At 70.7% G+C, this 24857-nt stretch carries 22 protein-coding genes; 10 read left to right on the top strand and 12 right to left on the bottom strand.

Features of this window, described 5'->3' with window-relative positions; translation table 11 throughout:
- Positions 1–91: 91 nt before the first annotated feature.
- From OIE67_RS48935 to OIE67_RS48920, 4 genes are all read right to left on the bottom strand, one after another.
- Positions 92–1894: a DUF4434 domain-containing protein gene (locus OIE67_RS48935; protein WP_326633518.1), complete on the bottom strand. Its 1803-nt coding sequence runs from the start codon at positions 1892–1894 to the stop codon at positions 92–94.
- Between the two features lie 37 nt (positions 1895–1931).
- Entirely contained in the window at positions 1932–3020 is a 1089-nt protein-coding gene (locus OIE67_RS48930) for a glycosyltransferase (protein ID WP_106247565.1), read from the bottom strand.
- 19 nt (positions 3021–3039) lie between these two features.
- Positions 3040–4287, bottom strand: a complete 1248-nt coding sequence (locus OIE67_RS48925) for a nucleotide sugar dehydrogenase (RefSeq protein ID WP_326633517.1) — start codon at positions 4285–4287, stop codon at positions 3040–3042.
- Between the two features lie 133 nt (positions 4288–4420).
- On the bottom strand, positions 4421–6103 hold the full coding sequence (locus OIE67_RS48920) for a glycosyltransferase family 4 protein (protein WP_326633515.1): 1683 nt from the start codon (positions 6101–6103) through the stop codon (positions 4421–4423).
- 56 nt (positions 6104–6159) lie between these two features.
- Between OIE67_RS48920 and wecB the strand changes: the two genes are divergently transcribed.
- On the top strand, positions 6160–7290 hold the full coding sequence (wecB, locus tag OIE67_RS48915; protein WP_106247560.1) for a non-hydrolyzing UDP-N-acetylglucosamine 2-epimerase: 1131 nt from the start codon (positions 6160–6162) through the stop codon (positions 7288–7290).
- 54 nt (positions 7291–7344) lie between these two features.
- The gene (locus OIE67_RS48910; RefSeq protein ID WP_326633512.1) at positions 7345–9381 is read left to right on the top strand and encodes a glycosyltransferase family protein; all 2037 of its coding nucleotides are present in this window, start codon (positions 7345–7347) and stop codon (positions 9379–9381) included.
- A gap of 63 nt (positions 9382–9444) precedes the next feature.
- On the opposite strand, the gene OIE67_RS48905 is transcribed toward OIE67_RS48910, so the two are convergent.
- Positions 9445–10125, bottom strand: a complete 681-nt coding sequence (locus OIE67_RS48905) for a hypothetical protein (protein WP_326633510.1) — start codon at positions 10123–10125, stop codon at positions 9445–9447.
- A gap of 348 nt (positions 10126–10473) precedes the next feature.
- On the opposite strand from OIE67_RS48905, the gene OIE67_RS48900 reads away from it, so the two are divergent.
- From OIE67_RS48900 to OIE67_RS48875, 6 genes are all read left to right on the top strand, one after another.
- Complete coding sequence (locus OIE67_RS48900; protein ID WP_326633508.1) at positions 10474–12000, top strand: FAD-dependent oxidoreductase; 1527 nt, start codon at positions 10474–10476, stop codon at positions 11998–12000.
- A complete protein-coding gene (locus OIE67_RS48895) occupies positions 11997–12860 on the top strand; it encodes a PrsW family intramembrane metalloprotease (protein ID WP_326633506.1) in 864 nt (287 codons plus the stop codon). Before OIE67_RS48900 ends, OIE67_RS48895 begins: the two co-directional genes overlap by 4 nt.
- A 164-nt stretch (positions 12861–13024) precedes the next feature.
- Entirely contained in the window at positions 13025–15118 is a 2094-nt protein-coding gene (locus OIE67_RS48890) for a sensor histidine kinase (protein WP_326633503.1), read from the top strand.
- 13 nt (positions 15119–15131) lie between these two features.
- Positions 15132–15539, top strand: a complete 408-nt coding sequence (locus OIE67_RS48885; RefSeq protein WP_106247552.1) for a roadblock/LC7 domain-containing protein — start codon at positions 15132–15134, stop codon at positions 15537–15539.
- Positions 15536–15898, top strand: coding sequence for a DUF742 domain-containing protein (locus OIE67_RS48880; RefSeq protein ID WP_106247551.1), 363 nt, complete (start codon positions 15536–15538; stop codon positions 15896–15898). The genes OIE67_RS48885 and OIE67_RS48880 overlap by 4 nt, the downstream gene beginning before the upstream one ends.
- Positions 15879–16451, top strand: coding sequence for a GTP-binding protein (locus OIE67_RS48875; protein WP_106247550.1), 573 nt, complete (start codon positions 15879–15881; stop codon positions 16449–16451). Before OIE67_RS48880 ends, OIE67_RS48875 begins: the two co-directional genes overlap by 20 nt.
- Before the next feature lie 17 nt (positions 16452–16468).
- On the opposite strand, the gene OIE67_RS48870 is transcribed toward OIE67_RS48875, so the two are convergent.
- The 6 genes from OIE67_RS48870 to OIE67_RS48845 form a co-directional block, all read right to left on the bottom strand.
- Positions 16469–16843 carry a DUF742 domain-containing protein gene (locus OIE67_RS48870; protein WP_106247549.1) on the bottom strand — a complete coding sequence of 125 codons (375 nt, stop codon included), beginning with the start codon at positions 16841–16843 and terminating at the stop codon, positions 16469–16471.
- Positions 16840–19212: a sensor histidine kinase gene (locus OIE67_RS48865; protein WP_326633499.1), complete on the bottom strand. Its 2373-nt coding sequence runs from the start codon at positions 19210–19212 to the stop codon at positions 16840–16842. Before OIE67_RS48865 ends, OIE67_RS48870 begins: the two co-directional genes overlap by 4 nt.
- Before the next feature lie 57 nt (positions 19213–19269).
- On the bottom strand, positions 19270–19944 hold the full coding sequence (locus tag OIE67_RS48860; RefSeq protein WP_326633496.1) for a DUF998 domain-containing protein: 675 nt from the start codon (positions 19942–19944) through the stop codon (positions 19270–19272).
- Positions 19945–20110: 166 nt separating this feature from the next.
- Positions 20111–21535 carry a xylulokinase gene (locus tag OIE67_RS48855; protein ID WP_106247546.1) on the bottom strand — a complete coding sequence of 475 codons (1425 nt, stop codon included), beginning with the start codon at positions 21533–21535 and terminating at the stop codon, positions 20111–20113.
- The gene (xylA, locus tag OIE67_RS48850) at positions 21532–22677 is read right to left on the bottom strand and encodes a xylose isomerase (protein ID WP_326633493.1); all 1146 of its coding nucleotides are present in this window, start codon (positions 22675–22677) and stop codon (positions 21532–21534) included. Before xylA ends, OIE67_RS48855 begins: the two co-directional genes overlap by 4 nt.
- Before the next feature lie 57 nt (positions 22678–22734).
- Positions 22735–22923 carry a hypothetical protein gene (locus tag OIE67_RS48845; RefSeq protein WP_326633491.1) on the bottom strand — a complete coding sequence of 63 codons (189 nt, stop codon included), beginning with the start codon at positions 22921–22923 and terminating at the stop codon, positions 22735–22737.
- 167 nt (positions 22924–23090) lie between these two features.
- Between OIE67_RS48845 and OIE67_RS48840 the strand changes: the two genes are divergently transcribed.
- Both OIE67_RS48840 and OIE67_RS48835 read left to right on the top strand, forming a co-directional pair.
- On the top strand, positions 23091–23600 hold the full coding sequence (locus tag OIE67_RS48840; protein WP_326633489.1) for a VOC family protein: 510 nt from the start codon (positions 23091–23093) through the stop codon (positions 23598–23600).
- Between the two features lie 68 nt (positions 23601–23668).
- Positions 23669–23911 (top strand): hypothetical protein, encoded by a 243-nt coding sequence (locus OIE67_RS48835; protein WP_326633487.1) that lies wholly within the window; start codon positions 23669–23671, stop codon positions 23909–23911.
- Positions 23912–23917: 6 nt separating this feature from the next.
- Here the strand turns inward: OIE67_RS48835 and OIE67_RS48830 are convergent, their stop codons facing one another.
- Positions 23918–24838 carry a radical SAM protein gene (locus OIE67_RS48830; protein WP_326633485.1) on the bottom strand — a complete coding sequence of 307 codons (921 nt, stop codon included), beginning with the start codon at positions 24836–24838 and terminating at the stop codon, positions 23918–23920.
- Between the last annotated feature and the right edge of the window lie 19 nt (positions 24839–24857).

The following is a 24857-nucleotide window of genomic DNA, read 5'->3' as shown; positions in this document are numbered from 1 at the left end:
TCGGCCCGCCGACTACACGGCCGTCAGGTGCCCCGACCCGCCAGGTGCCGTGCCCCTCCAGGTGCCGTGCCCCTCCAGGTGAACGCGGCCGCTAGGTGACGATGCGTACGTGCAGCGGCTCGGTGGCCGCGCGCCCCGACGGCACCTTGACCCCGATCCTGACCCACTCCCCGCCGGGCACCTGGCTCCAGTCGAACGGCACCCACGCCGTCGCCATGCCCTCGGGCAGCTCCTCCTCGAACGGGTCCTCGTCCAGCCAGCCCACGGCCGAGACCACCATCTCCTTGGTGCCGCCCGACCAGGTGAGGGTGATCGTGCTGTCCTTGAGGTTGTAGCCGCGTACCTCCACGCCGTCCTGGACGTCGCGCGAGCGCCTGATCGCGTCCACCGCGATCGGCCGCTCCCAGTCCTGCGCGATCTCCTCTTCCAGCGACGGCCGGCCGCAGGTCATGAAGTCGCTCCACATGTAGGAGACGACTTTCTGGACATAACGCCCGGCCATCGTGACCGCCTGGTCCAGGCGTTTCTTGTCGGTCTTGCCGCGGGTGCCCTGCGGGGCGCAGGGCTCCTTGCCCGAGGGCTCGAAGGCCTCCACGTTCGCCCAGAGCTGCACGTGGTAGCCGGAGTCGATCATCTCCTGGCGGGCCGCGGCCATCTCGCGATAGTAGTCGCGGGTGGACCCGTGGTACGCCTCGTCGTACGTCGCCTCGCCCACCCCGCGCACCGGCCGCAGCCGTTCGTCCACCTCGTCGTCGCGCTCGTCGGGCCAGAACAGCCCCACCTTGCCCGTGCCCCGGCTGTCCTGCGGCGCGATGATGCCGACCCCGGCCTTCACCAGCGCCTTGAAGCCCTCGGCCACCTGCTTGGGTGTCTGCCCGAAGGCGACGTCCTTGCGCGCGTCGAGATAGGGGCTGATCAGGATGGGTTTGCCGGACAACTCCTGCTCGACGATCATGTGCTGGTCGGCGTACACCTCCAGCGTCGGGTTCGTGGCCAGGGTGGACGACATCTGGACCTCGAACGGCTGGTAGACGCCGCCCAGCGCGTCGCGCTCGCCGAAGCGCGCGCCGTAGTCCTGCAGGATGCGCCGGGTCAGCGTGGTGAGCGTGCCGAGGTGCCGCTTCTCGGCCCTGATCTGCGACTTGGAGTCGCGCGGGGCCAGCGGCAGGGCGGGGAAGACCCGCATGCCGAACTGGTCGGCCAGGTCGAGCAGCTTGGTCAGGCTGTCGGTCGTGGAGCCGGCGATCAGGATCATGTCGTACGAGCCGGGCTTGCCGGTGAAGTCGCAGGTGGCGTCGTCGGAGCCGTCGGCCTGGGTGATGAGCCGGTAGTAGATGCGCTTGCCGGCCACGATGGGGTGCTCGATCTGGGGGCAGCGGAACAGGTCGGGGCCGAACGACTCGTCGGTGCGGTAGACGTACATGCGGCCGATCCGGTTGTCCGGGTTGGCCTGCTGCAGGTCGTGCAGCGCCGCGTCGTAGCAAGTCAGCTCGTCCTCGACGCAGCCCTTGTAGAGCGAGTCGACGGAGCCGTCCTTGGCCTTGACCTGCCCGGTGTCGGTGACGGTGCGGAACTGCAGGCCGTAGCCGATCCTGATGATCGTGTCGCCGCCGACGCGGTGGATCTCCTGCAGCTGCTTGCGCCACGTGCAGGGGTTGGACTTGGGGGTGATCCAGTAGCCGGTGACGGCGTAGGGGGCCTTCTCGCCGGTGTCGAACGTTCCACAGTCGTCGGTGAACGCGCTCACCGCCGGCGTCGGCGCGGCCGTCGTCTTGACCGGCTTCGACGCGACGGCCGTGGGGGTCGTCTTCTCCGCGGAGTCCGGCAGCACGATGATCACCGCCGCGACCACGGCCAGGATGGCGGCGCCCACGACCAGGAAGAGCCAGCGCACGTTCAGGAACCTACCCGCCCTAGTGAGTTCTCGTGGGTTACGGCTTGACCCCGGCCCAGGACTCCAGCTGCGTCACGAACCGCTTGGCGGAGTTGGGCCAGTGGTGGTTGGCCCGGGCCGCCGCGTAGCCCCGCGCGCCCTGCGCCCGCCGTTCCCTGACGTCGTCGCGCAGGGTCAGCACGGCCTGCGCGACCGCCTTGGGGTCCTCCCACGGCACCACGACGCCGCTGTCATAGCGCTCGACCAGCTCGACCGCCCGCGGTGACGGGGTGGTGATGACCGGGATGCCGTGCGCCATGTACTCCACGATCTTCGTGGGCATCGAGTGCCGGTAGTTGGGCTCGTCGTGCAGCAGCGACAGCCCGGCCAGCGCCCCGTCGAGCCGCTTGAGCGCCTCGTCGTTGGGCATGAAGTCACGCCATTCGAGCAGGCCCTCGGTGACGGCCTGGTTGAGCACCGGGCGGCTCTGCGGATCGGCGTACCCGATCAGCTCCACCGTCACCCGGTACGGCTGCAGCAGCTTGGCCACCTCGATGGCCTCGAACACGCCGCGCGCCCTGGACAGCCAGCCGAGGTAGACCACGCGGTCCTCGCCCGGCGGCGTCACGGAGTCGGGCACCCAGGTCTCGTTCGGCACGATCAGGTGGGCGTCCTTGAACCTGCCCGCGTAGGCCGTCTCGGCCAGCAGCAGGTGCATGTGCCGCTCCGCGGTGCCCTCCAGCATGCGCGCCAGGAAGCGCACCGGCGGCCGCAGCGGCGCGGGCAGCCACGGCTTCAGCGAGAGCGTGGCGGGGGTGTCCTCGTGCACGTCCCACACCACGGGCGGGCTGTGCCGCATGCCCCACACCGCGAACAGCAGCTCGGGGTCGTGGATGAGGACGAGGTCGACCTTGTCGCGCATGCGCTTGAACAGCCGCCGCGCGGCCCACACCGCGGCCATCCGCTTGCGCTGGGCGGCCCTGGGCAGATCCACACCGGTGACCCACGGTCGGGGCACGACGCCGTGCGCGGTGAACGACGCGGCGTACGTGACCTCATGACCGGCATCCACAAGGGCACGGATCTGCCGATGCAGAATTCTCGCGTCCTCGGGGTTATGCACCACCGTCATGACGAGCACGTGCACTGCGCGCAACCCTCCGTCGCTACAGCCGCTCGACGCGTTCACCCTCGGCGAGGACGCCGCGGGTGTCCAGCACGAGCCTGGCCTTGGCCTCGACCATGTCGAGGTCGAACGCGGCGTGCTGCTGAAGCAGCAGCGTCACGTCCGCGTTGATCACGGCCTCGGCCAGATCCTCCTCACGCGGCACCGGGGTGCCGTCCACCGACCACTCCTTGACGTACGGGTCCGCGAACGAGAGCTCGGCGCCCAGCTCCAGCAGCGCACGCGCCACGGGGAGGGCCGGAGTCTCACGCTCGTCGGCGATATCCGGTTTGTAGGTGACGCCGAGCATAACGACTTTGGCGCCGTTGACGGCCTTTTTATGCCGGTTGAGCAAGCGTTGTGCGCGGGCGACCACGTACGAGGGCATCCGCTCGTTGATCTCCTGCGCCAGCTCCACGAACCGGAACGGGTAGCCGAGCTTGCGCACCGTGTACGACAGGTACGACGGGTCGACCGGGATGCAGTGCCCGCCGACCCCGGGCCCCGGCAGGAACTTGTGGAAGCCGAACGGCTTGGTGGCCGCCGCCTCGATGGACTCCCACAGGTCGATGCCGAGCTCGTCGCAGAAGATCGCCATCTCGTTGACGAGGGCGATGTTGACGTGCCGGTAGGTGTTCTCCAGCAGCTTGGCCATCTCGGCCTCGCGGGTGCCGCTGACCGGCACCACCTGCTCGATGAACTGCCCGTAGAAGGCCGTGGCCCGGTCGCGGCAGGCCGGAGTGAAGCCGCCGACGACCTTGGGGGTGTTGCGCAGCCCGAACTTGGGGTTGCCCGGGTCGATCCGCTCGGGCGAGAAGGCGAGCTGGAAGTCCTCGCCGGCGACGAGCCCCGACTTCTCCAGCAGCGGCCTGGCCACCTCGTCGGTGGTGCCCGGCCACGTGGTGGACTCCAGGACGACCAGCGTGCCCTTGCTCAGGTTGCGGGCGACGGCCATGGTCGCGCCCTCCACCGCGGACAGGTCCGGGCGGTGGTCCTCGTCGAGCGGGGTCGGGACGCAGATGACGATCGTGTTGCTCCCGGCCAGGACGCTCTCGTCGAGCGTGGCGCTGAACCCGTTGGCCAGCATGTGCTCAAGATCGGCGTCCGTCAGGTCGTCGATGTAGGACCGCCCGGCGTTGAGCGCGTCGACCTTGGCCGGGTCCACGTCCACGCCGACGACCCGCAGGCCGGCGGCCACTGCCTCCTTGGCGAGAGGCATGCCGACGTAGCCCAGACCGATGACAGCCAAGTCGATTTCTGTCACAGCTGTGCCTTGGGGAGCCGGAAACAACACTTCATGGTCGCAAAGGTTATCTCAAGTCCACCTAGCTCACGCCTAATGCGACCGAACCCGTCGTAAGAGACAGCCAACACGAAGGTCATCATTCGGCAAGGGACCGGTATAGAGCTTGATAAGTCTCGGCAACGCGGCTCCAAGTCCGCTTCGCCGCCACTTCCGCACGTCCCGCCTCACCCATCTCAGCCCGCCGCGCCGGGTCCTCCCGGAGTCCGGCGATGGCCTTGGCCAGCTCGGCGGGATCTCCGGGCGGGACGAGCAGGCCGGCTCCGTCGGAGCCGACGAGCTCCGACAGCGCGGGCAGATCGCTGAGCACGACGGGCTTGCCGAGCGCCATCGCCTCGACGGGTTTCAATGGCGTAACAAGTCGGCAGACGCGCAGATCCTCACGCGGGCAGGCGAAGATGTCGATCGCGTCCTGCGCCTGCAGCGCCTCGTCCGGGCCGACCCGGCCGGGCAGGATGGCGTCGCGCAGGCCCAGCTCCCCGACGAGTTCGAGCAGGGTGTCGCGCTCGGTGCCGTCGCCGACGATCAGCACGCGCACGGGGGTGTTCTGGTCGCGCAGCAGCGCGGCGGCGCGCAAAAGGGTGGCGAAGCCCTCGTAGGCCACGATGCTGGACACCGAACCCACGACGATCTCGCCGTCGGCGATGCCGTAGGCGTTCCTGAACGAGGCCCCGTCGTAGTGAGCCGACAGCAGCTCGTCGTCCACGGCGTTGGGCGCCAGGTGGATCCGCTCGCGCGGCACGCCGCGCTCGACGATCTCGGTGGCCATCGTCTCGGCCAGCGTGACGACCGCGTCGGCCTCGCGCATGAGGAACGACTCCCGCTCGCGCTGGAGCACGTGCCGCTGGCTGCCGACCCGGATCGGGTCGCGCGAGGCCCACGTCTCCTCCAGGAAGCCGCGCACCTCGTAGACGAAGGGCGTGCCGGTCCTGTCGCGCACGGCGTGGGCGACGGAGCCGTTGCGGTGGTCGGTGGCGGCGTGCAGGACCTGCGGCCGCAGCTCGGTGACCAGCTTGGTGACCCGGTCGGCGCCCTTGATCATGCGCCCCTGCATCTCGAACGGCACCTCGCCGTGAGCGCCCGGCAGCAGCCGGTAGTAGGGGATGCCGTCGATCTCCTCGTACGGCGGCGCGTCCGCGTGCCCCTGCAGCATGGGCCAGCCCCAGCTGGTGACCACGTGCGGGTCGATGCCCGCGGCCTTCTGCGCGGTGACGATGCGGTGGGTCCTGACGGTGTAGCCGGCCTGCGTGTACGGCAGCGCGTTCGTGACCAGGTGCAGCACGCGCCCCTTGACCCGCTCCAGGATGGCCACCTTGGGCCCCGGCGGGATCGGGTCGGGACTGATCGCGGCCAGCTCGCCCCGGTAGTAGGCGGCCCTGCGCTTGACGAACGGGTATTTGGCGTGGGCGTCCAGCACGGTGGAGGCCTCGCTGACCCGGCCGGCGTCCCAGAGTTCCTTGGCCTCGTTCCACGGCCCCTTGACCACGCGCATGCCGAACTTGCGCACGATGCGCCTGGCCCTGCGGGCGGCCGGCCAGGCGACGCTGCCGACGATGGGGCGCAGCGCCGGCGGCAGCGAGTCGGCGGCGGCCTGCGCCACGCGGACGGGGTCGGACTTGACCTTCGTCACGACCACGCGGGAGACGATGATCGGGTGCTGGACGAAGCCCTTGAGAAGTCCACCGACGCCGGCACGGGCGGACTTCGCGGAGACCCCGTCAGATCTGCGGGAGGAGTCTTGACGACTGGCGTCGGATGCCACGCAGGGACCGTACCATAGGCAGCGTTTTTTCCCTTCCGCTATGAAAGGCGAGGTCAATGAGGGAAAACCCCCTGGTCCTGCACGTATTGGGCGCTCGTCCCAATTTCGTGAAAGCGGCCCCGGTGGTGCGGGCACTCGGCGAGCTCGGCGTGCGGCAGGGCATCATCCACACTGGTCAGCACTACGACGCGCTGATGTCCGACGTCTTCTTCGCCGATCTCGGCCTGCCCGAGCCGGTGGCCAATCTCGGGGTGGGCTCGGGCAGCCACGCCAAGCAGACCGCCGCCCTGCTCGTCGGCCTTGAGGAGGTCGTCCAGGAGCAGGAGCCCGACCTGGTCGTCGTCTACGGCGACGTGAACTCCACGCTGGCCGCGATCCTGGTCTGCGCCAAGCTGGGCGTGCCGACCGCGCACGTCGAGGCGGGGCTGCGCTCCTACGACCGCGGCATGCCGGAGGAGGTCAACCGGGTCGTCACCGACGCGCTGGCCGACCTGCTGTTCGCCACCTCGCCGGAGGCGCTGTCGTACCTGGCGGGCGAGGGCGTGCCCGCCTCCAAGGTGCACCTGGTGGGCAACCCCATGATCGACAGCCTGTACGCGGCGCTGCCCTCGCTGGACCCGGCCCCGGTGGTCGAGCGGCTGGCGCTGCCCGCGCGCTACGCGGTGGCCACGCTGCACCGCCCGGCCAACGTGGACACCCCTGAGGCCGCCAAGGAGCTGGTGGACGCGGTGCTGGAGGTCTCGCGCCAGCTCCCGATCGTGGTGCCGATCCATCCGCGCGGCAAGGCCCGGCTGGCCGAGGCGGGCCTGGTCGACGGTGACTCGATCAAGGTGGTCGACCCGCTGGGCTATGTGGACTTCCTCTCACTCGTCCGCGGCGCCGCGCTGGTCGTCACCGACTCCGGCGGCGTCCAGGAGGAGACGACCATGCTCGGCGTCCCCTGCCTGACCGTCCGGCCCAACACCGAGCGGCCGATCACGATCACCCACGGGACGAACCGCCTGGTCACCCCCGCGCTGCTGCCCGCGGCGGCGGAGAAGGCGCTGGCCGACGGCGCGGCCACGCCGGCCGGTGAGCTGCCGGTGCTGTGGGACGGCAAGGCCGGGCCGCGCATCGCCACGGTGATCGCCGCCTGGCTGAAGGGGGACAACCTCGCCCCTGCCTCTCAGGGCAAACGCCGCGAATAGCGGCATTGTCCGCCGTACTATGAGTTCCCTCCGCTAAGCGATAGGCGTACCACCATGGCCGATACTCCAGAAGAGCCCACCTACCAGCGTCTCGGCCCCGTCAACTGGCTGCCCGAGGAGCGCAAGCTCGTCGAGCGGTACGAGGCGGAGGTCACGGAGCTGCGCCGGCGGCTGGAGATCGCCGAGGCGAAGGCGGCGTACGCGACCTGGAAGCTGGAGGCGACCCAGGCCAAGCGGACGTTCAAGCTGGGCGAGGCGCTGGGCTCGAAGAGCCCGGGGCGGATCGTCGAGGCGGTCCGCTCGAAGGAGCGGGCGCCCAAGCCGCCGCTTCCGGTCAGCGAGGCCGCCGCACTGGCCGGGAACCGGCCGCCCATGGTCGAGGTGCCCGCGGTGAAGTGGCCGAGCGGCCCGGTGGCCCGGCCGGACCTGAAGGTCGCGGTGATCCTCGACGACTTCTCCAGGATGGCCTTCCGCTACGAGTGGGACCAGATCGAGTTCGGGCTCAAGGACTGGCCGGAGATCTTCGCCGACAAGCGGCCCGACCTGCTGTTCTGTGAGTCGGCCTGGCACGGGAACCAGGGCCGCTGGCGCTACCAGATGACCGGCACGAACGCTCCGAAGGAGCCGCTGCGCGAGCTGGTGGCGTGGTGCCGACAGGAGGGCATCCCGACGGTCTTCTGGAACAAGGAGGACCCGCCGAACTTCGACTTCTTCATCGACACGGCCAAGCTGTTCGACTACGTGTTCACCTGCGACGGTGACATGCTGCCGAAATATCGGGAAATTTTGGGACATGATCGGGTGGACGTGCTGCAGTTCGCCGCCCAGCCCCGCGTGCACAACCCGATCCAGCAGCCCAAGGGCCGCCTGCACGACGTGGTCTTCGCCGGGATGTACTTCAGGGACAAGCATCCCGAGCGCCGCGAGCAGATGGAGACCGTGCTCGACCCGGTCAGGGAGCTGGGCCTGCACATCTTCGCGCGCAACGGCGAGGTGGACGAGAAGTACGCCTGGCCGGAGAAGTACCGGCCGCACATCGTGGGCGAGCTGCCCTATGACCAGATGCTGGCCGCGTACCGGATGTACAAGGTCTTCCTCAACGTCAACTCCGTGCTCGACTCCCCGACCATGTGCGCGCGCCGCGTCTTCGAGCTGTCGGCCTGCTCGACCCCCGTCGTGTCGGGGTGGTCGCGGGCGATCGAGGAGACCTTCGGCGACCTGGTGCCGATCGCGCGCGAGCCGATCGAGTCCTACAACCAGGTGCTGCACCTGATGAACAGCCCCGAACTGCGGGCCAGGATGGGTCACCTGGCGATGCGCGAGGTGTTCGACAAGCACCTCTTCTCGCACCGGGTGGACCAGATCCTCCAGGACCTCGGGCACCACGTGGAGCCCAGGTCGCGCTCGATCTCGGTCGTGCTGCCCACCAACCGCGCCGCGCAGATCGAGCACGCGATCTCCTCGGTCGCCCGGCAGCGCCACCGGCCGCTCCAGCTGATCATGGTGCTGCACGGCCTGGACATCGACCCCGTCGTGGTGGCCGACAAGGCTCGTATGGCGGGCATCTCGGACGTCGTGGTGCTGCCCGCCGCCGCCGAACTGTCGCTCGGTGCCTGCATGAACCTGGGCATCGACGCCGCCGAGGGCGAGCTGATCGCCAAGATGGACGACGACAACCTGTACGGCGAGCACTACCTGTCGGACCTGGTCAGGGCCTTCGACTACTCCGACGCGGAGCTGACGGGCAAGGGCGCGCACTACGCGTACTTCGAGGGCAGCAACACCACGATGCTGCGCCTGCCCGGCCTGGAGCACCGCTACTCGTGGCTGGTCCAGGGCGGCACGTTCCTCGGCAAGGCGGACCTGTTCCGCACGTACCGCTTCGCCGACATCACCAGGGGCGAGGACACCCATCTGGTACGGCGCCTCAAGGAGGACTCCGTCAAGATCTACTCGGCGGACCGCTTCAACTTCGTCTACTGGCGCAGCGCCGACACGGCGATGCACACCTGGCAGGCCGACCACATCAAGCTGACCAGGAACGCCCAGTTCTCCTTCGTCGGCCGCCCGGACGATCACGTGCTGATCTGACCGCGCCGGGGAGTCCCATGGGCGTCCCGGCCGGGTCCGGCACGCCCTCGGCGGATGCGCCCGCTATCTGGTCACGCGCGCCAGGTTCTGGTCGGCGAGGTCGGCCAGCTCGTACAGGCCCTGCGGCTTGACCCGCTGGCCGACGACGAGCATCGACATGATCAGCGTGCCGCGCCTGATCATGACGGAGCCGATCTGCGCGTTCTTCTTGTCCCCCGACGCCGTGGTGAGGTAGGCCCGCGACTGGTCGCCCTTGGCTGGCATGCCGAGCGTGCGCGTCTTGTAGCTGACCTGCGTACCGGCGACGTCGGCGGTGTAGGAGACGCACTGCTTGGGCAGCGGCTCGGGGAAGGCTTCGGCCGGCAGCGACACCACCGCCTGCGTGATCGAGCCCCGGTCGGCCGAGAACGCGATCACCGCGGCGGGCGACTTGGCGACGTCGGGCCGGTCGGCGTCGAGCTGGGCGGCTCCCGCGCACTCGGGATGCTGCAGCTTGGCCTGGCGCACGGCGGCCAGACCCTGCTGGGTGGACTTGAGCGAGCCGAACGCGCCCAGCTCGGGCCCGTAGGCGATGCGCATGCCCTTGGGCGCCGGCAGCAGGGCCGCCCGCAGCCTGGCGTCGGCCGCGGACGACGGCGTCGCGGCGGCGGGCGCGGGGGCGGCGGCCTTCGGGCTCGCCTCCGTGGATGAGCATCCGGCGATGACCAGTGTGCTCAGAAATATGCCGGGAATTGCTTTGTGCATGGGATCTCCATTTCACTCCGTCAGCATTTCTGGAAACGCTAGAGGAAGCGGCGAGTAAGGGGCCGAGTAACGTCGCTATTCGCGGTAATCAGCGGCTTCACGAATGATTTCCGGTTCGCCCGTGGCGGGGTTCCGCCCTCCGGCGCCGGCCCGGCCGGGCGCCCGTGGTGATGATCTTCCTCGTTCGCGCAGCTTGAGCGGGGTCTCCCGGGGGCGGGCGAGGAGCCTCACACCACGGCCGGCGCGAGGGTGCAAACGGGCATTCGCCGTAATAGGGCACGCAAAATGTTTCCCGAGGCGCTGCGCGCCTGGGCGCGGCTTTTCTCCTGACCTGCCGATGATCGCGCCATGAGCTTGACTCCGCGCGATCTCGGGATGGATGTCACCATTTCCCGCAGGGACCTCTTCGACGGCGTGGCCCTGGGATGCGTGATCTCGGGCGGCGCGCCGGGGCGGGCAGAGGCGGCCCGGAAGGCCCTGAGTGAGCCGGCGGGCTTCGTGGTGCGCGGGGACACCAGTGCGGCGCTCAGCGTGCCGCACGCGCTGCGGGACGGGCGGTTCTGGGAGCATGCGGGCCCCTTCGTCCCTACAGGCGAGCGGCACGACCTCGTCGTGGTCGGCGGCGGGCGCGGCGGGATCAGCGCCGCCTCCGAGTGGCTGCGCCGCCGTCCGCACGACCGGGTCCTCGTCCTCGACAACCACGACGGCACCGGCGGGCACGCGCCGCTGTGCCGGCGGGCCGGGGCCGACGCGGTGATGTGCGACGAGGAGAGCTTCGGCGCCGACACCCTCGTCCGGCTCACGTCCCCCGGCTGGATCGGCCGGCTGCCGATCTCCGTGCGGGCCCGGCGGGACCTGCTCATGCTGCACGACGACCCGCCCGACTGGCTGCCGGGCCTCCCCGCCCAGGCCAAGCAGGAGCGGCTGGCCGAGCTGACGTACGCGCAGTTCCTGCGCGAGGTGTGCGGGGTGCACAAGGACGTGGAGCGCTTCTCGCGGACGATGTCCTGCTCCGGCTGGGGGTACGACACCCGGGCGTTCGGGGCGATCGACGCCTGGGGGACCGGGTATCCGGGATTCGCCGGGCTCGGGCTCGACCGTGACCAGCCCTCCCGGTTCAACTCGCCCACCGTACGCAGGGAGTGGCACGGACCCGCGCCCGCCGCCGCACCCTCGCGTGACGAGCGGATCTCGGTGCGGACGTCCAGCCCCGTGGTGTCGGTACGCGACGGGGTCGTGGGCTACTTCGACGGCCACCGGGTGCTGACCGTCGAGGCCGGGGCGGTGATCCTCGCCTGCCCGAGCGCGGTCGTCCCGTACCTGGTGCCCGACCTGCCCGCGGGGCGGCGGGCCGCGCTCAGCAGGGCCGTACGGGTGCCGCTGCTGGAGGCCGTGGTCCGCCTGCGCGATCCCGGGGTGTGGCGGCGGCTGGGCGTCGGGCGGGTGCGGTGGACCGGCGCGTACTGGAACGAGTCGGCGTTCGTGCCGCCCGACGGCGTCCGGCTGCTGGCCACGCCGTGCCGGTCGGAGCTGGGGCCCGGCGCCGGGTCGGCGGCGGGGCGGCGTGAGCTGTTCGCGACGCCGTACGAGGTGCTGGAGCGGACCGTACGCGACCAGCTGGCCCGGCTGCTCGGCCCGGTCGGTTTCGACCCCGGCCAGGGCATCGAGGCGATCGAGGTACGCCGATGGGGGCACGCGCTGTCGCCGGAGTACTGTCGGCCGTGGGACGCGTTCTACCCCGACGGCCCCTTCCCCTCCGACGCGGCGCGGGGGCCGTTCGGCCGGATCGCCATCGCGGGGTCCGACAGTGAGCCGGCCGCGCGCGGCGAGGCCGCCGTGGTGGCCGCGATCAGGGCTGTGGAGGAGCTGACGTGATCAGGACACTATGGCTGCGGATCTTCCTGACCGGGTTCGTGCTCTGGCTGGCCACGGTGGCCGTCACCGCCTGGACCGGGAACTCCAACCTGGTGCCGACCGTGGTGCTGTTCGGCAGCTTCCTGGTGCCGGTGACGTTCGTGGTCTGGGCGTACGGGCGGGGCCGCTCGCCGGGGGTGACGGTCGAGCTGCTGTTCCAGGCGTTCGTGGTGGGCGGCGTGCTGGGCGTGCTCGGCGCCTCGCTGCTGGAGAGCTGGCTGCTGCGCCCGTCGATCCTCATGTACGTGCTGGTCGGCCTGATCGAGGAGGGCGTCAAGCTGGCCGCCCTGATCATCGTCACCCGGCACATGACCCGGCATTTCACCAGGGACGGCCTGGTGCTGGGCGCGACCGTCGGCTTCGGCTTCGCCGCCTTCGAGAGCGCGGGTTACGCCTTCAACTCGCTGTTCACCGCCTCGGGGCTGTCGCTGGCCCAGCTCGTGGAGACCGAGGTGCTGCGGGGCATCCTGACGCCCGTCGGCCACGGCCTGTGGACCGCCATCGCCGGCGGCGCGCTGTTCGCGGCGCGCGGGCGGCTGACCGGCACGGTCCTGCTGAGCTACCTGGGCGTCTCGCTGCTGCACGCGCTGTGGGACTCGATGAGCGCCATCGCCATCGCCATCACGCTGGCACTGACCGGGCGGCCGTGGCAGTTCGAGCTGCTGCGGATCGGGCGCGTGCCGAACGTGACGCAGTGGCAGATACACGTCTACACGGTGCTCAACTGGACGGGACTCATCGCGATTTCGCTGGTAGCGCTCCTGTGGCTGTGGACGATCGCCGTCGCATCCCGCCGCGAACGCCCGATCTTGTCCCAATAATCACGGTAATGAACGCCTTGCTCCCACTGCGCCGGAAGCATAATCGGTGCTAGTCTCCTGTGCGATCTTCCGGAGGTGTATTTACACAAGGTGTGGAAATGCCCCCGACTCGAGGTTGGGACATGGGCTCGCGAAACCGGTCAATTCGGTTCAAGATCTTTTTATTGCTACTGCTACCCCTCCTGTCTCTGAGCGCGCTCTGGGGTTTCGTCCTCAACCTCACCATGGGCGACGCCCGATCACTACTCCGCGCGAACACCCTCTACCGGACCATCGGCGTCACCTCCACCGACCTGGGCCTACAGCTGCAGGCCGAACGCGCCCGCTCCTCCGAGGCGCTCACTACGCGTGAGCTGACCGAGGCGCTCGGCGCGCAGCGCGCCCGCACCGACAGGTCGGTGACCGAGTTCCGCCAGGCCGTCACCGAGGCCGGCGACTCCGCCGACGGCAACCTGCGCCAGCCGCTGCGCGGCCTCCGGGCGGCCCTCGACCGCCTCGGCGCGATCCGCTCCGACATCGACCGCGGCGTCAGCTCGCGCCTGACCGGGCTGAACGAGTACAACCGCATGCTCGACTCGATCTTCCTCGTGTACGACCACCTGGTCTCCGTCCCCGACCTGACGATCTTCCAGCAGGCGTCCTCGCTGCAGGCCATGGGCATGGCCAGGGAGTACATCGCCAGGGAGCACGCGCTCGTCATCGGCGCCCTGTCCGACAAGCGGCTCACCGCGCCCGAGACGGCCGCCTTCACCGAGTACGCGGCCTCCAGACGGTTCCTGCACTCGCGCGGCATGGCCGGGCTCGACGTGGCGCTGCGCAGGCCGTACGAGCAGATCTTCGCCACCGAGCCGTTCCTGAGCTTCGCCACCATGGAGGCGCGGGTCGTCAAGACGGGCACGCCGCCCCCCGACGGCGACGCCTGGCACGAGGCCGTCGACCGGCTCACCGCGCGCCTCGACGTCCTCGGCGCGAGCGCCACCAGCACCCTGGCGACCCGTACGTCGGAGGCCGCCACCTCCACCGTGGTCAAGATCTCCGTCGCGGGCGGTCTCGGGTTGATCGCCGTGCTCGCGTCGATCATCATCTCTGTACGCTTCGGGCGCCGCCTGGCCGGAGAGCTGGCCGGGCTGCGTACCGCCGCGGTCGAGCTGTCGCAGCGCCGGCTGCCCGACATCGTGGCCCGGCTGCGCAGGGGCGACGACGTCGACGTACGGAAGGAGACCAAGGCCATCAAGGTCAGCGGTTCCGCGGAGATCACCGACGTGGCCAGGGCGTTCGGCTCCCTGCAGCGCACGGCCGTGCGCGCCGCCGTCGGCCAGGCCGCGCTGCGCCACGGGGTCGGCCAGGTCTTCCTCAACCTCGCCCGGCGCAAGCAGGGCCTGCTGCACCGCCAGCTCGCGCTGCTCGACGGCATGCAGCGCCGTACGCACGATCCCGACAGGCTGGAGGAGCTCTTCCGCCTGGACCACCTGACCACCCGCATGCGGCGGCACGCCGAGAGCCTCATCGTCCTGTCGGGCGCCGCCCCCGGACGCGCCTGGCGCAAGCCGGTGCCCGTGATCGACATCGTCCGGGCCGCGGTCGCCGAGGTCGAGGACTACACCAGGATCGCCGTGGAGGCGATGCCGGTCAGCGCCATCGACGGGACCGTCGCGGCCGACCTGACCCACCTCGTGGCCGAACTGGTCGAGAACGCCACCATCTACTCGCCCCCCGACACCATCGTGCAGGTGCGCGGCGACCTGGTGAGCAACGGCTACGCCATCGAGGTGGAGGACAAGGGGCTCGGGCTGCCGCCCGCCGACTACGCCAGGGTCAACGCGCTGCTGGCCGATCCGCCCGAGTTCGACCTGGCCGACAGCGACCAGCTCGGCCTGTTCGTGGTGGCCAAGCTGGCTCAGCGGCACGGGATCAGGGTGCTGCTGCGCCGCTCTCCGTTCGGCGGCACCACCGCCATCGTGCTCGCGCCCCGCTCGATCGTGACCGAGCAGAGCGCGCTGGAGGCGGCCGGCGGGGACGGCAGGGCCGACCTGCCCAGCCGTACGCGCAAGAAGGCGCTCGCGGTCGTGTCGTCGGGGACGCACGCCGGGCTGCCCAGGCGGGTGCGTCAGACCCACCTGGCGCCGCAGCTCAAGGAGGCGCCGCCCGAGCCTGAGCCGCAGCCGGAACGCTCTCCCGACGAGGTACGCGACCTGTTCTCCGCGTTCCAGCGGGGAACGCAACGCGCCCGAGAAGAAGCCTCTGAGGAGGGGCCATGAGCAAGGGGGAAGCATGAGTGCGCCTACGACCAACACCGGTGAGCTGAACTGGCTGCTGGACGACCTCGCCACCAGGGTCGCCGCCGTGCGCCAGGCGGTCATCCTGTCGACCGACGGCCTGGCCGTGGGTTACTCCAAGGGGCTGACCCGCGAGGACGCCGAGCACCTGTCGGCGGTGGCGGCCGGCTTCCAGAGCCTGGCCCGCGGCACCGGCCGCCATTTCGGCGGCGGCGACGTGCGGCAGACCATCGTGGAGATGGAGTCGGCGTTCCTGTTCGTGACCGCGGCCGGCCAGGGCACCTGCCTGGCCGTGATCGCCGAGGCGAACGTGGACGTCGGCCAGATCGCCTACGAGATGGCGATGCTGGTCAAGCGGGTGGGCCAGCACATCACCACCAACCCGCGCGCTGGAGCGTCATGAGCGATAGCCCGCAGTGGTTCGATGAGGAGGCGGGTCCGGTCGTCCGGCCCTATGCTCTCATCCGCGGTCGCACCCGCTCCTCCGGTGACGGGTTCGACCTCGTGGCCACCGTGCGCGCCGTGGGTGACTCCCCCGGCGAGCTGGGGCCGGAACAGCAGCTCATCCTGCGGGCAGCCCGTAGTCCGATCTCGGTGGCCGACCTGGCCGTCGAGCTCGACCTGCCCGTCGGCGTCATCCGGGTGCTGCTCGGTGACATGCGTGACCACGGCCTCATCTCGGTGACGTCGCCCTCCGCCGGAGGGTCGCGGTCGAATGAGCGCATTCTCAAGGAAGTGATCAATGGACTCCGTGCTCTCTGACGACCCTGTCGCGCTCAAGATCCTGATCGCGGGAGGGTTCGGCGTCGGCAAGACCACGCTGGTCGGGTCGATCAGCGAGATCAGGCCGCTACGCACGGAAGAGGTGCTCTCCGACCGCGGCATCGGCGTGGACGATCTCGACGGCGTCGAGGCCAAGACCACCACCACCGTGGCGATGGACTTCGGCCGGATCACCATCCGCGAGGGGCTGGTCGTCTACCTGTTCGGCACTCCCGGGCAGGAGCGGTTCTGGTTCATGTGGGACGAGCTGTCCTACGGCGCGCTGGGCGCGGTCGTGATCGCCGACACCCGGCGGCTCACCGACTGCTTCCCGTCCGTCGACTACTTCGAGCAGCGCGGCACGCCGTTCGTGGTGGCCGTCAACTGCTTCGACGGCGCGGACCGGCACAGCGTGGACGACGTGCGCATCGCGCTCGACCTGGACGAGGACGTGCCGGTCATGCTGTGCGACGTGCGGCGCAGGACCTCCGCCAAGGAAGTCATGATCACGCTGGTGGAGCACTCCCTGCGGACGCTCACCTCGGCGAACTAGCCCTCCGTGCGCGCGGCCTAGAGCGCGCGCAGGCCGTTGATCACCTCGCGGAGCAGGCTCTCCGACGGGGTGGCGGCCTTGTCGCGCGGCGGCCTGATCGTCACCAGGCCGTGCTCAAGCAGGTCCCCCAGCAGCACGCGGACGACGCCGACGGGCAGGCCGAGATCCGAGGCGACCTCGACGACCGGCCTGTTCTGCCCCGACACCAGGGACAGCAGCCGGCGGTGCTGTGTGCTCAGCTCGGCCTTGGACGGGGCCGGCAGCCCCGTGGAGACGACCGTCGCCAGCAGGTCGACCTCGGAGGAGGCGGACCTGGTGCGCCCGCGCGCGACCGCGTACGGCCGGACGACCGGCCCCGCCTCCTCGTCGACCCACTCGTGCTCGCGGCTCACGACTCAGATCCCCCATCCTGCTCACTCTCCTGCCGCCCGCGCTGCCAGCCGGACTGGAGCGAGGAGAGCAGCGCCCTGGTCTCCTCGGGCGAACGCTCCTCGGCCGGCTGCACGGGCGGCGGCGCCTGCTTGAGCCGCTGCGGCAGACCGGCCTGCCGCTCCCGTTGCGGCAGCCCCCCGGACCGCTCGCGCTGGGGCAGCCCCCCGCTCCCGTCACGCTGCGGCGGCTCTCCGGCCCTGTCCCGTTGCTGGGGCAGCTCCCCTGGCCGCTCCTGAGGCGCCTCGGCGGGCCGCTGAGGCGCGTCCTGGGTGTGCTCGCGGCGCGGCAGTTGCTGCGGCGGCCTGATCGCGTCGTCCTGCGGTGAGCTCTGCTGCGGAACGGAGGGAGTGGCGGCCCGCCTGCTGGTCCGCACGCGCCGGGGCAGCTCGCCCGGCCCGGTGTCCTCCCTGACGACCGACACGGACACGGGCTCGAACTCCACCGGCCGCACCGGGGCCGTCATCGGCTCGACCAGCGAGGCGGGGATGAGCACGATGGCGGTGGTGCCGCCGTACGGGGAGGGCTTGACCGTGACCTTCACCCCGTGCCTGCCGGCGAGCATGCCCACCACCGCGAACCCCAGCCGCTCGGTCTGCGACGGGTCGAACTCGGGCGGGCTGGCCAGGCGGTCGTTGATGGCCCTGCGGGTGGCCTCGTCCATGCCCAGGCCGCGGTCCTCCACCTCGACCGCGAAGCCCCTGCCGACCATCTCGCCGCGGACGGAGACCTCGTTGCCGGGCGAGGAGAAGGTGGTGGCGTTCTCGATCAGCTCGGCGAACAGGTGCATGAGGTCGGCCACGGCCGCGCCGGAGACGCCGCACTCGGGCATCGGGTAGACGCGGACCCGCGTGTACTCCTCCACCTGCGCCGCCGCGCCGCTCAGCACGTCCTCGGCCGGGATGACCCCGCGCCACCTGCGGCCCGCGGTGCCGCCGGAGAGCAGCACCAGGCCCTCGGCGTGGCGGCGCATGCGGGTGGTCAGGTGGTCGAGCCGGAACAGCCGCTCCAGCGCCTCCGGCTCCTCCGTCTGGCGCTGCATCTCGTCGAGCAGCCGCAGCTGGCGCTGCAGCAGCGACTGGCTGCGCCGGGCCAGGTTGCGCAGCGCCTCGGAGACGCCCTCACGCATCCTGGCCTGCTCGACGGCCGCGTCCACGGCCGTGCTCTGCACGCTGTCGAACGCCGAGGCCAGGTCCCTGACCTCGCTGGTGGACTTCTGGTCGACGGGGATGCGCGGCGCCTCGGTGGCGAGGTCCACGCTCTGGCCCTTGCGCAGCTTCTCCACCACGTCGGGCAGCCTGATCTCCGCCAGGTCCAGCGTCGTACGGCGCAGCGCCCCCAGCTCGCGGGTGAGCTTGCGGCCGACCCGGACCGAGATGAAGATCGAGAACACGACCGCGATCAGGCCGAGCGCGCCGGCCACGCCGGCCCGGACCACGACGGCGACGCCTTCGGGCTCCATCCTGGCCAGCAGCTTGTCACCGGTGCGGGAGACCGCCTCGCGGTACTGCTGCTGCACCTGGCCGTAGACACCCCGCCACAGGTCCACGTCGAGCGGCTGGCCGCCGATGTAGCTCTCGACCAGGTTCTCCATCGTGACGTAGCGCGGCGAGTAGAACAGCTTCTCGAACGGGGCCCGCAGCTCGGTGTCGAGGTTGGCCAGGGCCTTCGGGAACAGGTACGTCCTGGATCCGTCGATGGCGGACAGCATGTGGACGTCGTGCATGTTCGCCCGGCCGTTCGAGGCGATGATCAGGGCGTGCTCGCGGGCCAGCAGCTCGCGGACCTCGTCGGCGGCGATCAGGCCCTGCGCCTGGAGCGCCAGCTGAAGGTCCGTGCTGATGGTCAGGCGGGAGTAGAGGAGGTGCACCTCGTCGGCGACCTTGGCGTACTCGGTGATGAGGGCGCTGGGGGTGAGCCGGCGGCCGTCGACCTTGCCGCGGATGTCCGGCAGCCGGTCGATGGTCTCGAACACCGTCTGGAGCTGCGTCTTCATGTCCTGCGTCAGCGCGGACTGGGTGTCCTCGGCCAGCGCGTGCGTGCGCAGCAGCTTGACGCTGTCGTCCACCTTGGTCCGGGCCTTGGCCAGCGCGTCGGGGTCGCTCACGTCGCCGGCGATCCGCTCGGCGGAGGCCAGGCGCTCGGTCTGGACGTCGGACACCAGGCGGTCGGTGTTGTTGATGACCCCGGTCCAGATGGTCTCGACCTTGAACAGGCTGAGCGCCTCTCCCGTCGTGGTGCCCGCGGCGAAGCCCCACAGCGCGATCAGGGAGATCAAGGGGATGACGAGCAGCGTCGAGATCTTGAACCTGATGGATCTGCCCGATGCCATGACAACCCGCTCCCGGATAGAAGATCGCGGGAGAGAATAGCACCGAAACAGATGGTTTTAAGATCGATTAGCGATAAATCTGTGGTATGTCGGGAAATTGAGCGCCGCTGAGGTGGCCCGTCCCCACGTCAGCCGCATGAGCCAGACGGCCAGCACCGCCAGCAACGCCACCTCGGCGCCGAGGAGCAACCGCTCGACGAGCCCGATCATCACCCGCTCGCCGGGCATCGCCACGTACGTGATCGCCAGCAGCCCGAACCCGCCGGCCAGGGCCACCCACTCCACGGTACGCGCCACGGGCTTCCAGGCGGCATCGGCGGTCAGTCTGGGGACCAGCAGCGCGCCGGCGGCGGGCAGGCTCACGAAGGCGGCGACGGAGACGTACCGGTGGATCTGGGCCGCGAGGTCGAGGTCGTGGCCGATGGGTGTGGTCGGGATCACCGCGGCCACGACCAGGGCGCCCGACCACACCATCAGCAACCGCTCCGGCAGCCCCCGCACCGGAGCCCCCGCCGACCGCAGCCCCAGGAGCAGCGCCAGGGACCCGATCCCGAGCACCGCCATCGCGATCTCCGTGACGCCCCCGCGGTCGGACACGGCGTACTCGCTGACGGTGACGTTCATGGGGTCGAGGTAGGGGTCGGGGCCGAACTGGCCCGCCACCACGGCGACCACCGAGAACAGGATCGAGGCACAGGCGATCAGGGGGTAGAGCCTCTTCGCTGCGGTCATGGGGCCTACTCTCCCCGTGCGGGGGGATGCCTCACATCCGGCCCCTGCCCCGATACGTCCCTGACCCGACCCTTAGATCCCTGGGGCGGTGCCCTGAGGAGGGGCGCGCGGGAACGAACGCACCCCTGGGAGCCGGGGCTCTCAGGGGTGCGTCAGAAGGCGGGGATCAGTCGAGGATGTGACCGGTGGCGCGGGCGTAGCGCTCGCGGATGGCCGGGACCGCCTCGCCCTCGTAGGTGGCCGTGTCGCCGGAGCGCCAGTCGGGCGCGCTCGTCACCAGCGTCGCCGCCTGGTAGGCGGCCCCGTCGGCGACGTATTCGGCCGGCGGCGGGACCGTGATCGGCACGCCGAAGATCGTGGGGGCGATCCGTCGCACCGCCTCCGAGCGCGCGGCGCCGCCGATCAGCAGCACCCGCTCGGGCCGCAGGTCCAGCGCGTCGAGCGCGTCGGCCAGCCCGCACAGCATGCCCTCGACCGCCGCCCTGGCCAGGTGCGCCGGGGTCGAGGTGGCCAGGGTCAGCCCGTGGATCGAACCGGTGGCCGTGGGCCGGTTGGGCGTGCGCTCGCCCTCCAGGTACGGCACCAGTGTCAGCCCGCCGGCCCCCGCGGGAGCCTCCAGCGCCAGGGCACCGAGCTCGTCGAGGCCGACCCCGGTCATGCGCGCGGCCGCGTCCAGGACGCGGGCGGCGTTGAGCGTGCACACCAGCGGCAGGAAGCGCCCGGTCGCGTCGGCGAACCCGGCGACCGCTCCCGTGGGGTCGGCGCTGGGCCGCTCCGCGACCGCGAACACGGTGCCCGACGTGCCGAGCGAGACCACGACGTCGCCGGAGCGGGCCCCCACGCCGAGCGCGGCGGCCATGTTGTCGCCGGTGCCGGGACCGATCAGCACCGGCCCCGCGACGTCGGGGACGGCCTGCGCGGGCTCCAGCACCCTGGGCAGCAGCGGCAGCGCGCCGATGGCCGCCTTGAGCAGGTCGGGACGGTACGCGCCCGTCGCCGGCGACCAGTAGCCGGTGCCCGAGGCGTCACCCCGGTCGGTGACGAGCCGGTCGAGGGGCGGCAGCGGCGCGTCCTCCCAGGCCGCGACGCCGAACGGGACGCCGGACCCGAGCGCGCCGGCCAGCCGCCACGTCAGCCAGTCGTGCGGCAGGCAGACGGCGGCCGTGCGCCGCGCGTGGTCCGGCTCGTGCTCGGCCAGCCAGCGCAGCTTGGTGACGGTGAAGGAGGCGACCGGCACCGAGCCGACGGCGTCGGCCCACGCCTGCGGCCCGCCCAGCTCGGCCGTCAGATCGGCGGCGGCCTGCGCGGAACGGGTGTCGTTCCACAGCAGGGCGTCGCGGACGACCTCTCCCGACTCGTCGAGGCAGACCATGCCGTGCTGCTGCCCGCCCACGCTGATGGCGGCCACGCCGTCCAGCCCGCCGGCCTGCTCCAGGGCCCGCAGCAGCGCGCTCCACCAATGGGACGGATGCACCTCGGTGCCGTCGGGATGCGCGGCGCGGCCCTGCCGCACCAGCTCTCCCGTCTCCGCTTCTCGAATGACGACCTTGCAACTCTGCGTGGAGGAATCGACCCCAGCGACCAGCGTCACCCACGAACTCCTAACAAGTGCTCCAGCGCAAGCTGGTTCAGATGGGTGAAATGGTATCCGTGCCGCGAGGCCGCGTCAGGATCGAAGTCGTCCGAGGCGAGGTCGGCCAGCGTCTCGCCGCGGTTGAGGGTGGGCAGGCCCAGCTCGTCGACGCGGGCGGCGCGCAGTGCCTCGCGCACCTCGGGATCAGCCCGGAAATTTCGGGCTTTTTCGCGAAGGATAAGGTATGTGCGCATATTGGCGGCGGCTGAGACCCAGACGTCGCCGGAGTCCTCCGTACGCAGCGGCTTGTAGTCGAAGTGGCGCGGCCCGTCGTAACCCCCGTGTTCCAGCAGGTCCACCAGGAAGAACGCGCTCATGACGTCGCCGTGGCCGAAGACGAGGTCCTGGTCGAACCGGGGGCCGTGCTGGCCGTTGAGGTCGATGTGGAACAGCTTGCCGTGCCACAGCGCCTGCGCGATGCCGTGCACGAAGTTGAGCCCGGCCATCTGCTCGTGGCCGACCTCCGGGTTGAGGCCCACCATATCCGGATGTTCCAGCTCGCCGATGAAGGCCAGCGCGTGGCCGATCGTGGGCAGCAGGATGTCGCCGCGGGGCTCGTTCGGCTTGGGCTCAAGGGCGAAGCGGATGTCGTAGCCGCGCTCGCGTACGTACCCGCAGAGCAGGTCGATGGCCTCCTTGTAGCGGCCGAGCGCGGCCCGCACGTCCTTGGCCGCGTCCGACTCGGCCCCCTCGCGGCCGCCCCAGCACACGTAGGTGGAGGCGCCCAGCGAGGCGGCCAGGTCGAGGTTGCGGGTGACCTTGCGCAGCGCGTAACGCCGCACGTCGCGGTCGTTGCTGGTGAAGGCCCCGTCGCGGAAGACGGGATGCGTGAACAGGTTCGTGGTGGCCATGGGCACTTTCAGCCCGGTCTCGGCGAGTGCTTTCCTGAACGACGCGATCGCCCGTTCGCGATCGGGTTCGACGGCGAGCAGGTCGTCATCGTGGAAAGTGACACCGTAGGCCCCCAGTTCGGCCAGACGGTGCACGCTCTCGACGGGATCGAGGGGCGCCCGGGAGGCGTCCCCGAAGGGATCGCGCGCCTGCCAGCCGACCGTCCACAGACCGAACGTGAATCGATCGTCAGGGGTTGGCTCGTACATGATTCGATGCTCCCCTGGCGATCAGTTGTCCACAAGCACTCGTTCACAAGCACTCGTTCACAACCCTGAGGGATCACGTCCCACGCTGATCTCCTCCGCGATCTTGCGAATCTCCGTCACCTCGAGGCCGGGAGCCTTGGGCAGGTCGCGCAGCAACGCGTCCATCACCACCGGAACGGGCTGGCCGGCCAACCGGCCGGCGATGCCGTGAACCGTCCTGAACAGCGCCTCTTCGGTGTCGCGCATCGGCCTCTCCTCGGTCGGGGTCAGATACCCGGAGAACGCTACGGCCTGGGCCCGACACTTCGCGCGCTCCCCCTCCAGCGTGTTGCCACGGCGGCCGGCGACGCACCCCCGGAATTTAGTTGAAGGCTCATATACTTACCCTGGGACACCGCTGAAAGGGGCTGACCATGCCGGTCCAGCGACTCAACCACGCCGTCCTTTACGTCCGCGACGTGGAGCGCAGCGTCGCCTTTTACCGGGAAGCCCTCGGCTTCGAGGTCGTCATGGGCATGCGCGGAGCCGCCTTCCTCCAGGCCCCAGGCTCCTCCAACGATCACGACCTGGGCCTGTTCCAGGTCGGCGCGAACGCGGCCCCCTCGCCCGCCGGGCGCACCTCCGTCGGCCTCTACCACCTGGCGTGGGAGGTCGACACCCTCGACGAGCTCGAACGCGTCCAGGCCAAGCTCGCCGAGCTGGACGCGCTCGTCGGCGCCTCCGACCACAGCACCACCAAGGCTCTGTACGCCCGCGACCCCGACGGCCTGGAGTTCGAGGTGTCCTGGCTCGTCCCCGCCGCGCTGCTGACCGAGGAGCTGCTGGCCGACCGGGCTGCCATCCGTCCCCTCGACCTGGAGGCCGAGAAGCGCCGTTACGGCGCACAGACCCGAGGCGGCGTGGGCGTGTCCGTCCCGGTCTGACGTACCGTGGAGGTATCGACCCCTCCCGCGGCGGAGGACCTCCACGGCTGACTCCACGGAGAACGGTCATGCCAAGCGATCCTGACCATGTGCTCGACGCCATCGACGGTGTCGTCGACGAGTGGGAGACGCTGAGCGCGGACGCCATGCGCTGGGCGCCTCCCGAGACCAAGACCCCTGATCTGATCACCGAGGTGAGCGAGATCTTCGGCCCGCTCGTCAACGCGTTCTCCCAGGCGCTGCGCCCGGTGGGCGACGCGCTCGAACGCGTGCTGAACTCCCTGGAGGAGCCCGACGGCCCCCGCGAATGAAGCCCTTCAGGTGGTGCGGCGGCGACGGGTCCTGCGGGGGTAGGCCCTGGCCGTCTCGGCCAGCCGTACGGCGTGCTCGGCGTCGCGCCACGGCGTGCCGGGCAGCGGCATGAACGGGTGGGTGTGGATGCGCGCCCCGAGGTCGGCCAGGTCGGCGGCGAGCGTCAGCGACCGCGCCTGGCCCTCCTCCGACTCGCCGGCCAGCAGCTCCTCCACCGCGCCGAGGTCGGGATCGGGGCCAGGGGAGCCGTAGGACAGCGAGGTCGGCGTGATGAACCGCACGTCGCGCATGCCGCGCCCGGCCATCTCGCGTACGTGCTCGCGCACGCTCGCCACCGACCGGTGCCGGAACTGCCCGCCGAACATGAACGGGGTCTGGCAGAAGCGGCAGGTGTAGCGGCAGCCACGGGTGATCTCGATGGGCCCGTTGCGGCCGGTGAACGAGGGGAAGGCGTCGAGCGGCAGTTGCGGCGCCGGGGCCGTGCGCAGCGCGACGCCGTCGGCGTCCCTGACCGCCAGCCCGGGGACCGAGGTGAGCGGCCGGTCCTCGCGCAGCGCCCGGACGAGGGCGATGATCGTGCTCTCGCCCTCACCGATGCCGGCCAGGTCCCAGCCGGCGTCGATGACCTGCTGCGGCTCGGCGGTGGCGTGCACGCCGCCCGCGATGTGCAGCCCCCTGCCGCCGCTCAGCGACCTGACCGTGGCCAGCTCGGCCGCCATGGCCTCGGTGTCGGGGGAGTAGAACGACCAGAGCACCAGCACCCGGTCGGCCCCGCTGTCGCGGATGTGCCGGGCGGTCTCCCCGGGGGTGGTGCCGAGTCGCAGGTCGTGCTCGACCCGCGCGCTGTCCAGGGCGGCGAGCAGCGCGTGCACGCCGTAGGTCACCGCCTTGCGGTATCGGACCACCACGCTCACTGCCAGTGCCACGTCCGGCAGCGTAGCCCAG

It is taken from the genome of Nonomuraea fuscirosea, assembly GCF_035917475.1.
Classification (GTDB): domain Bacteria; phylum Actinomycetota; class Actinomycetes; order Streptosporangiales; family Streptosporangiaceae; genus Nonomuraea; species Nonomuraea fuscirosea.
The sequence above is the reverse complement of the archived record's forward strand: the minus strand, read 5'-3'. Positions and strand labels throughout refer to the sequence as shown.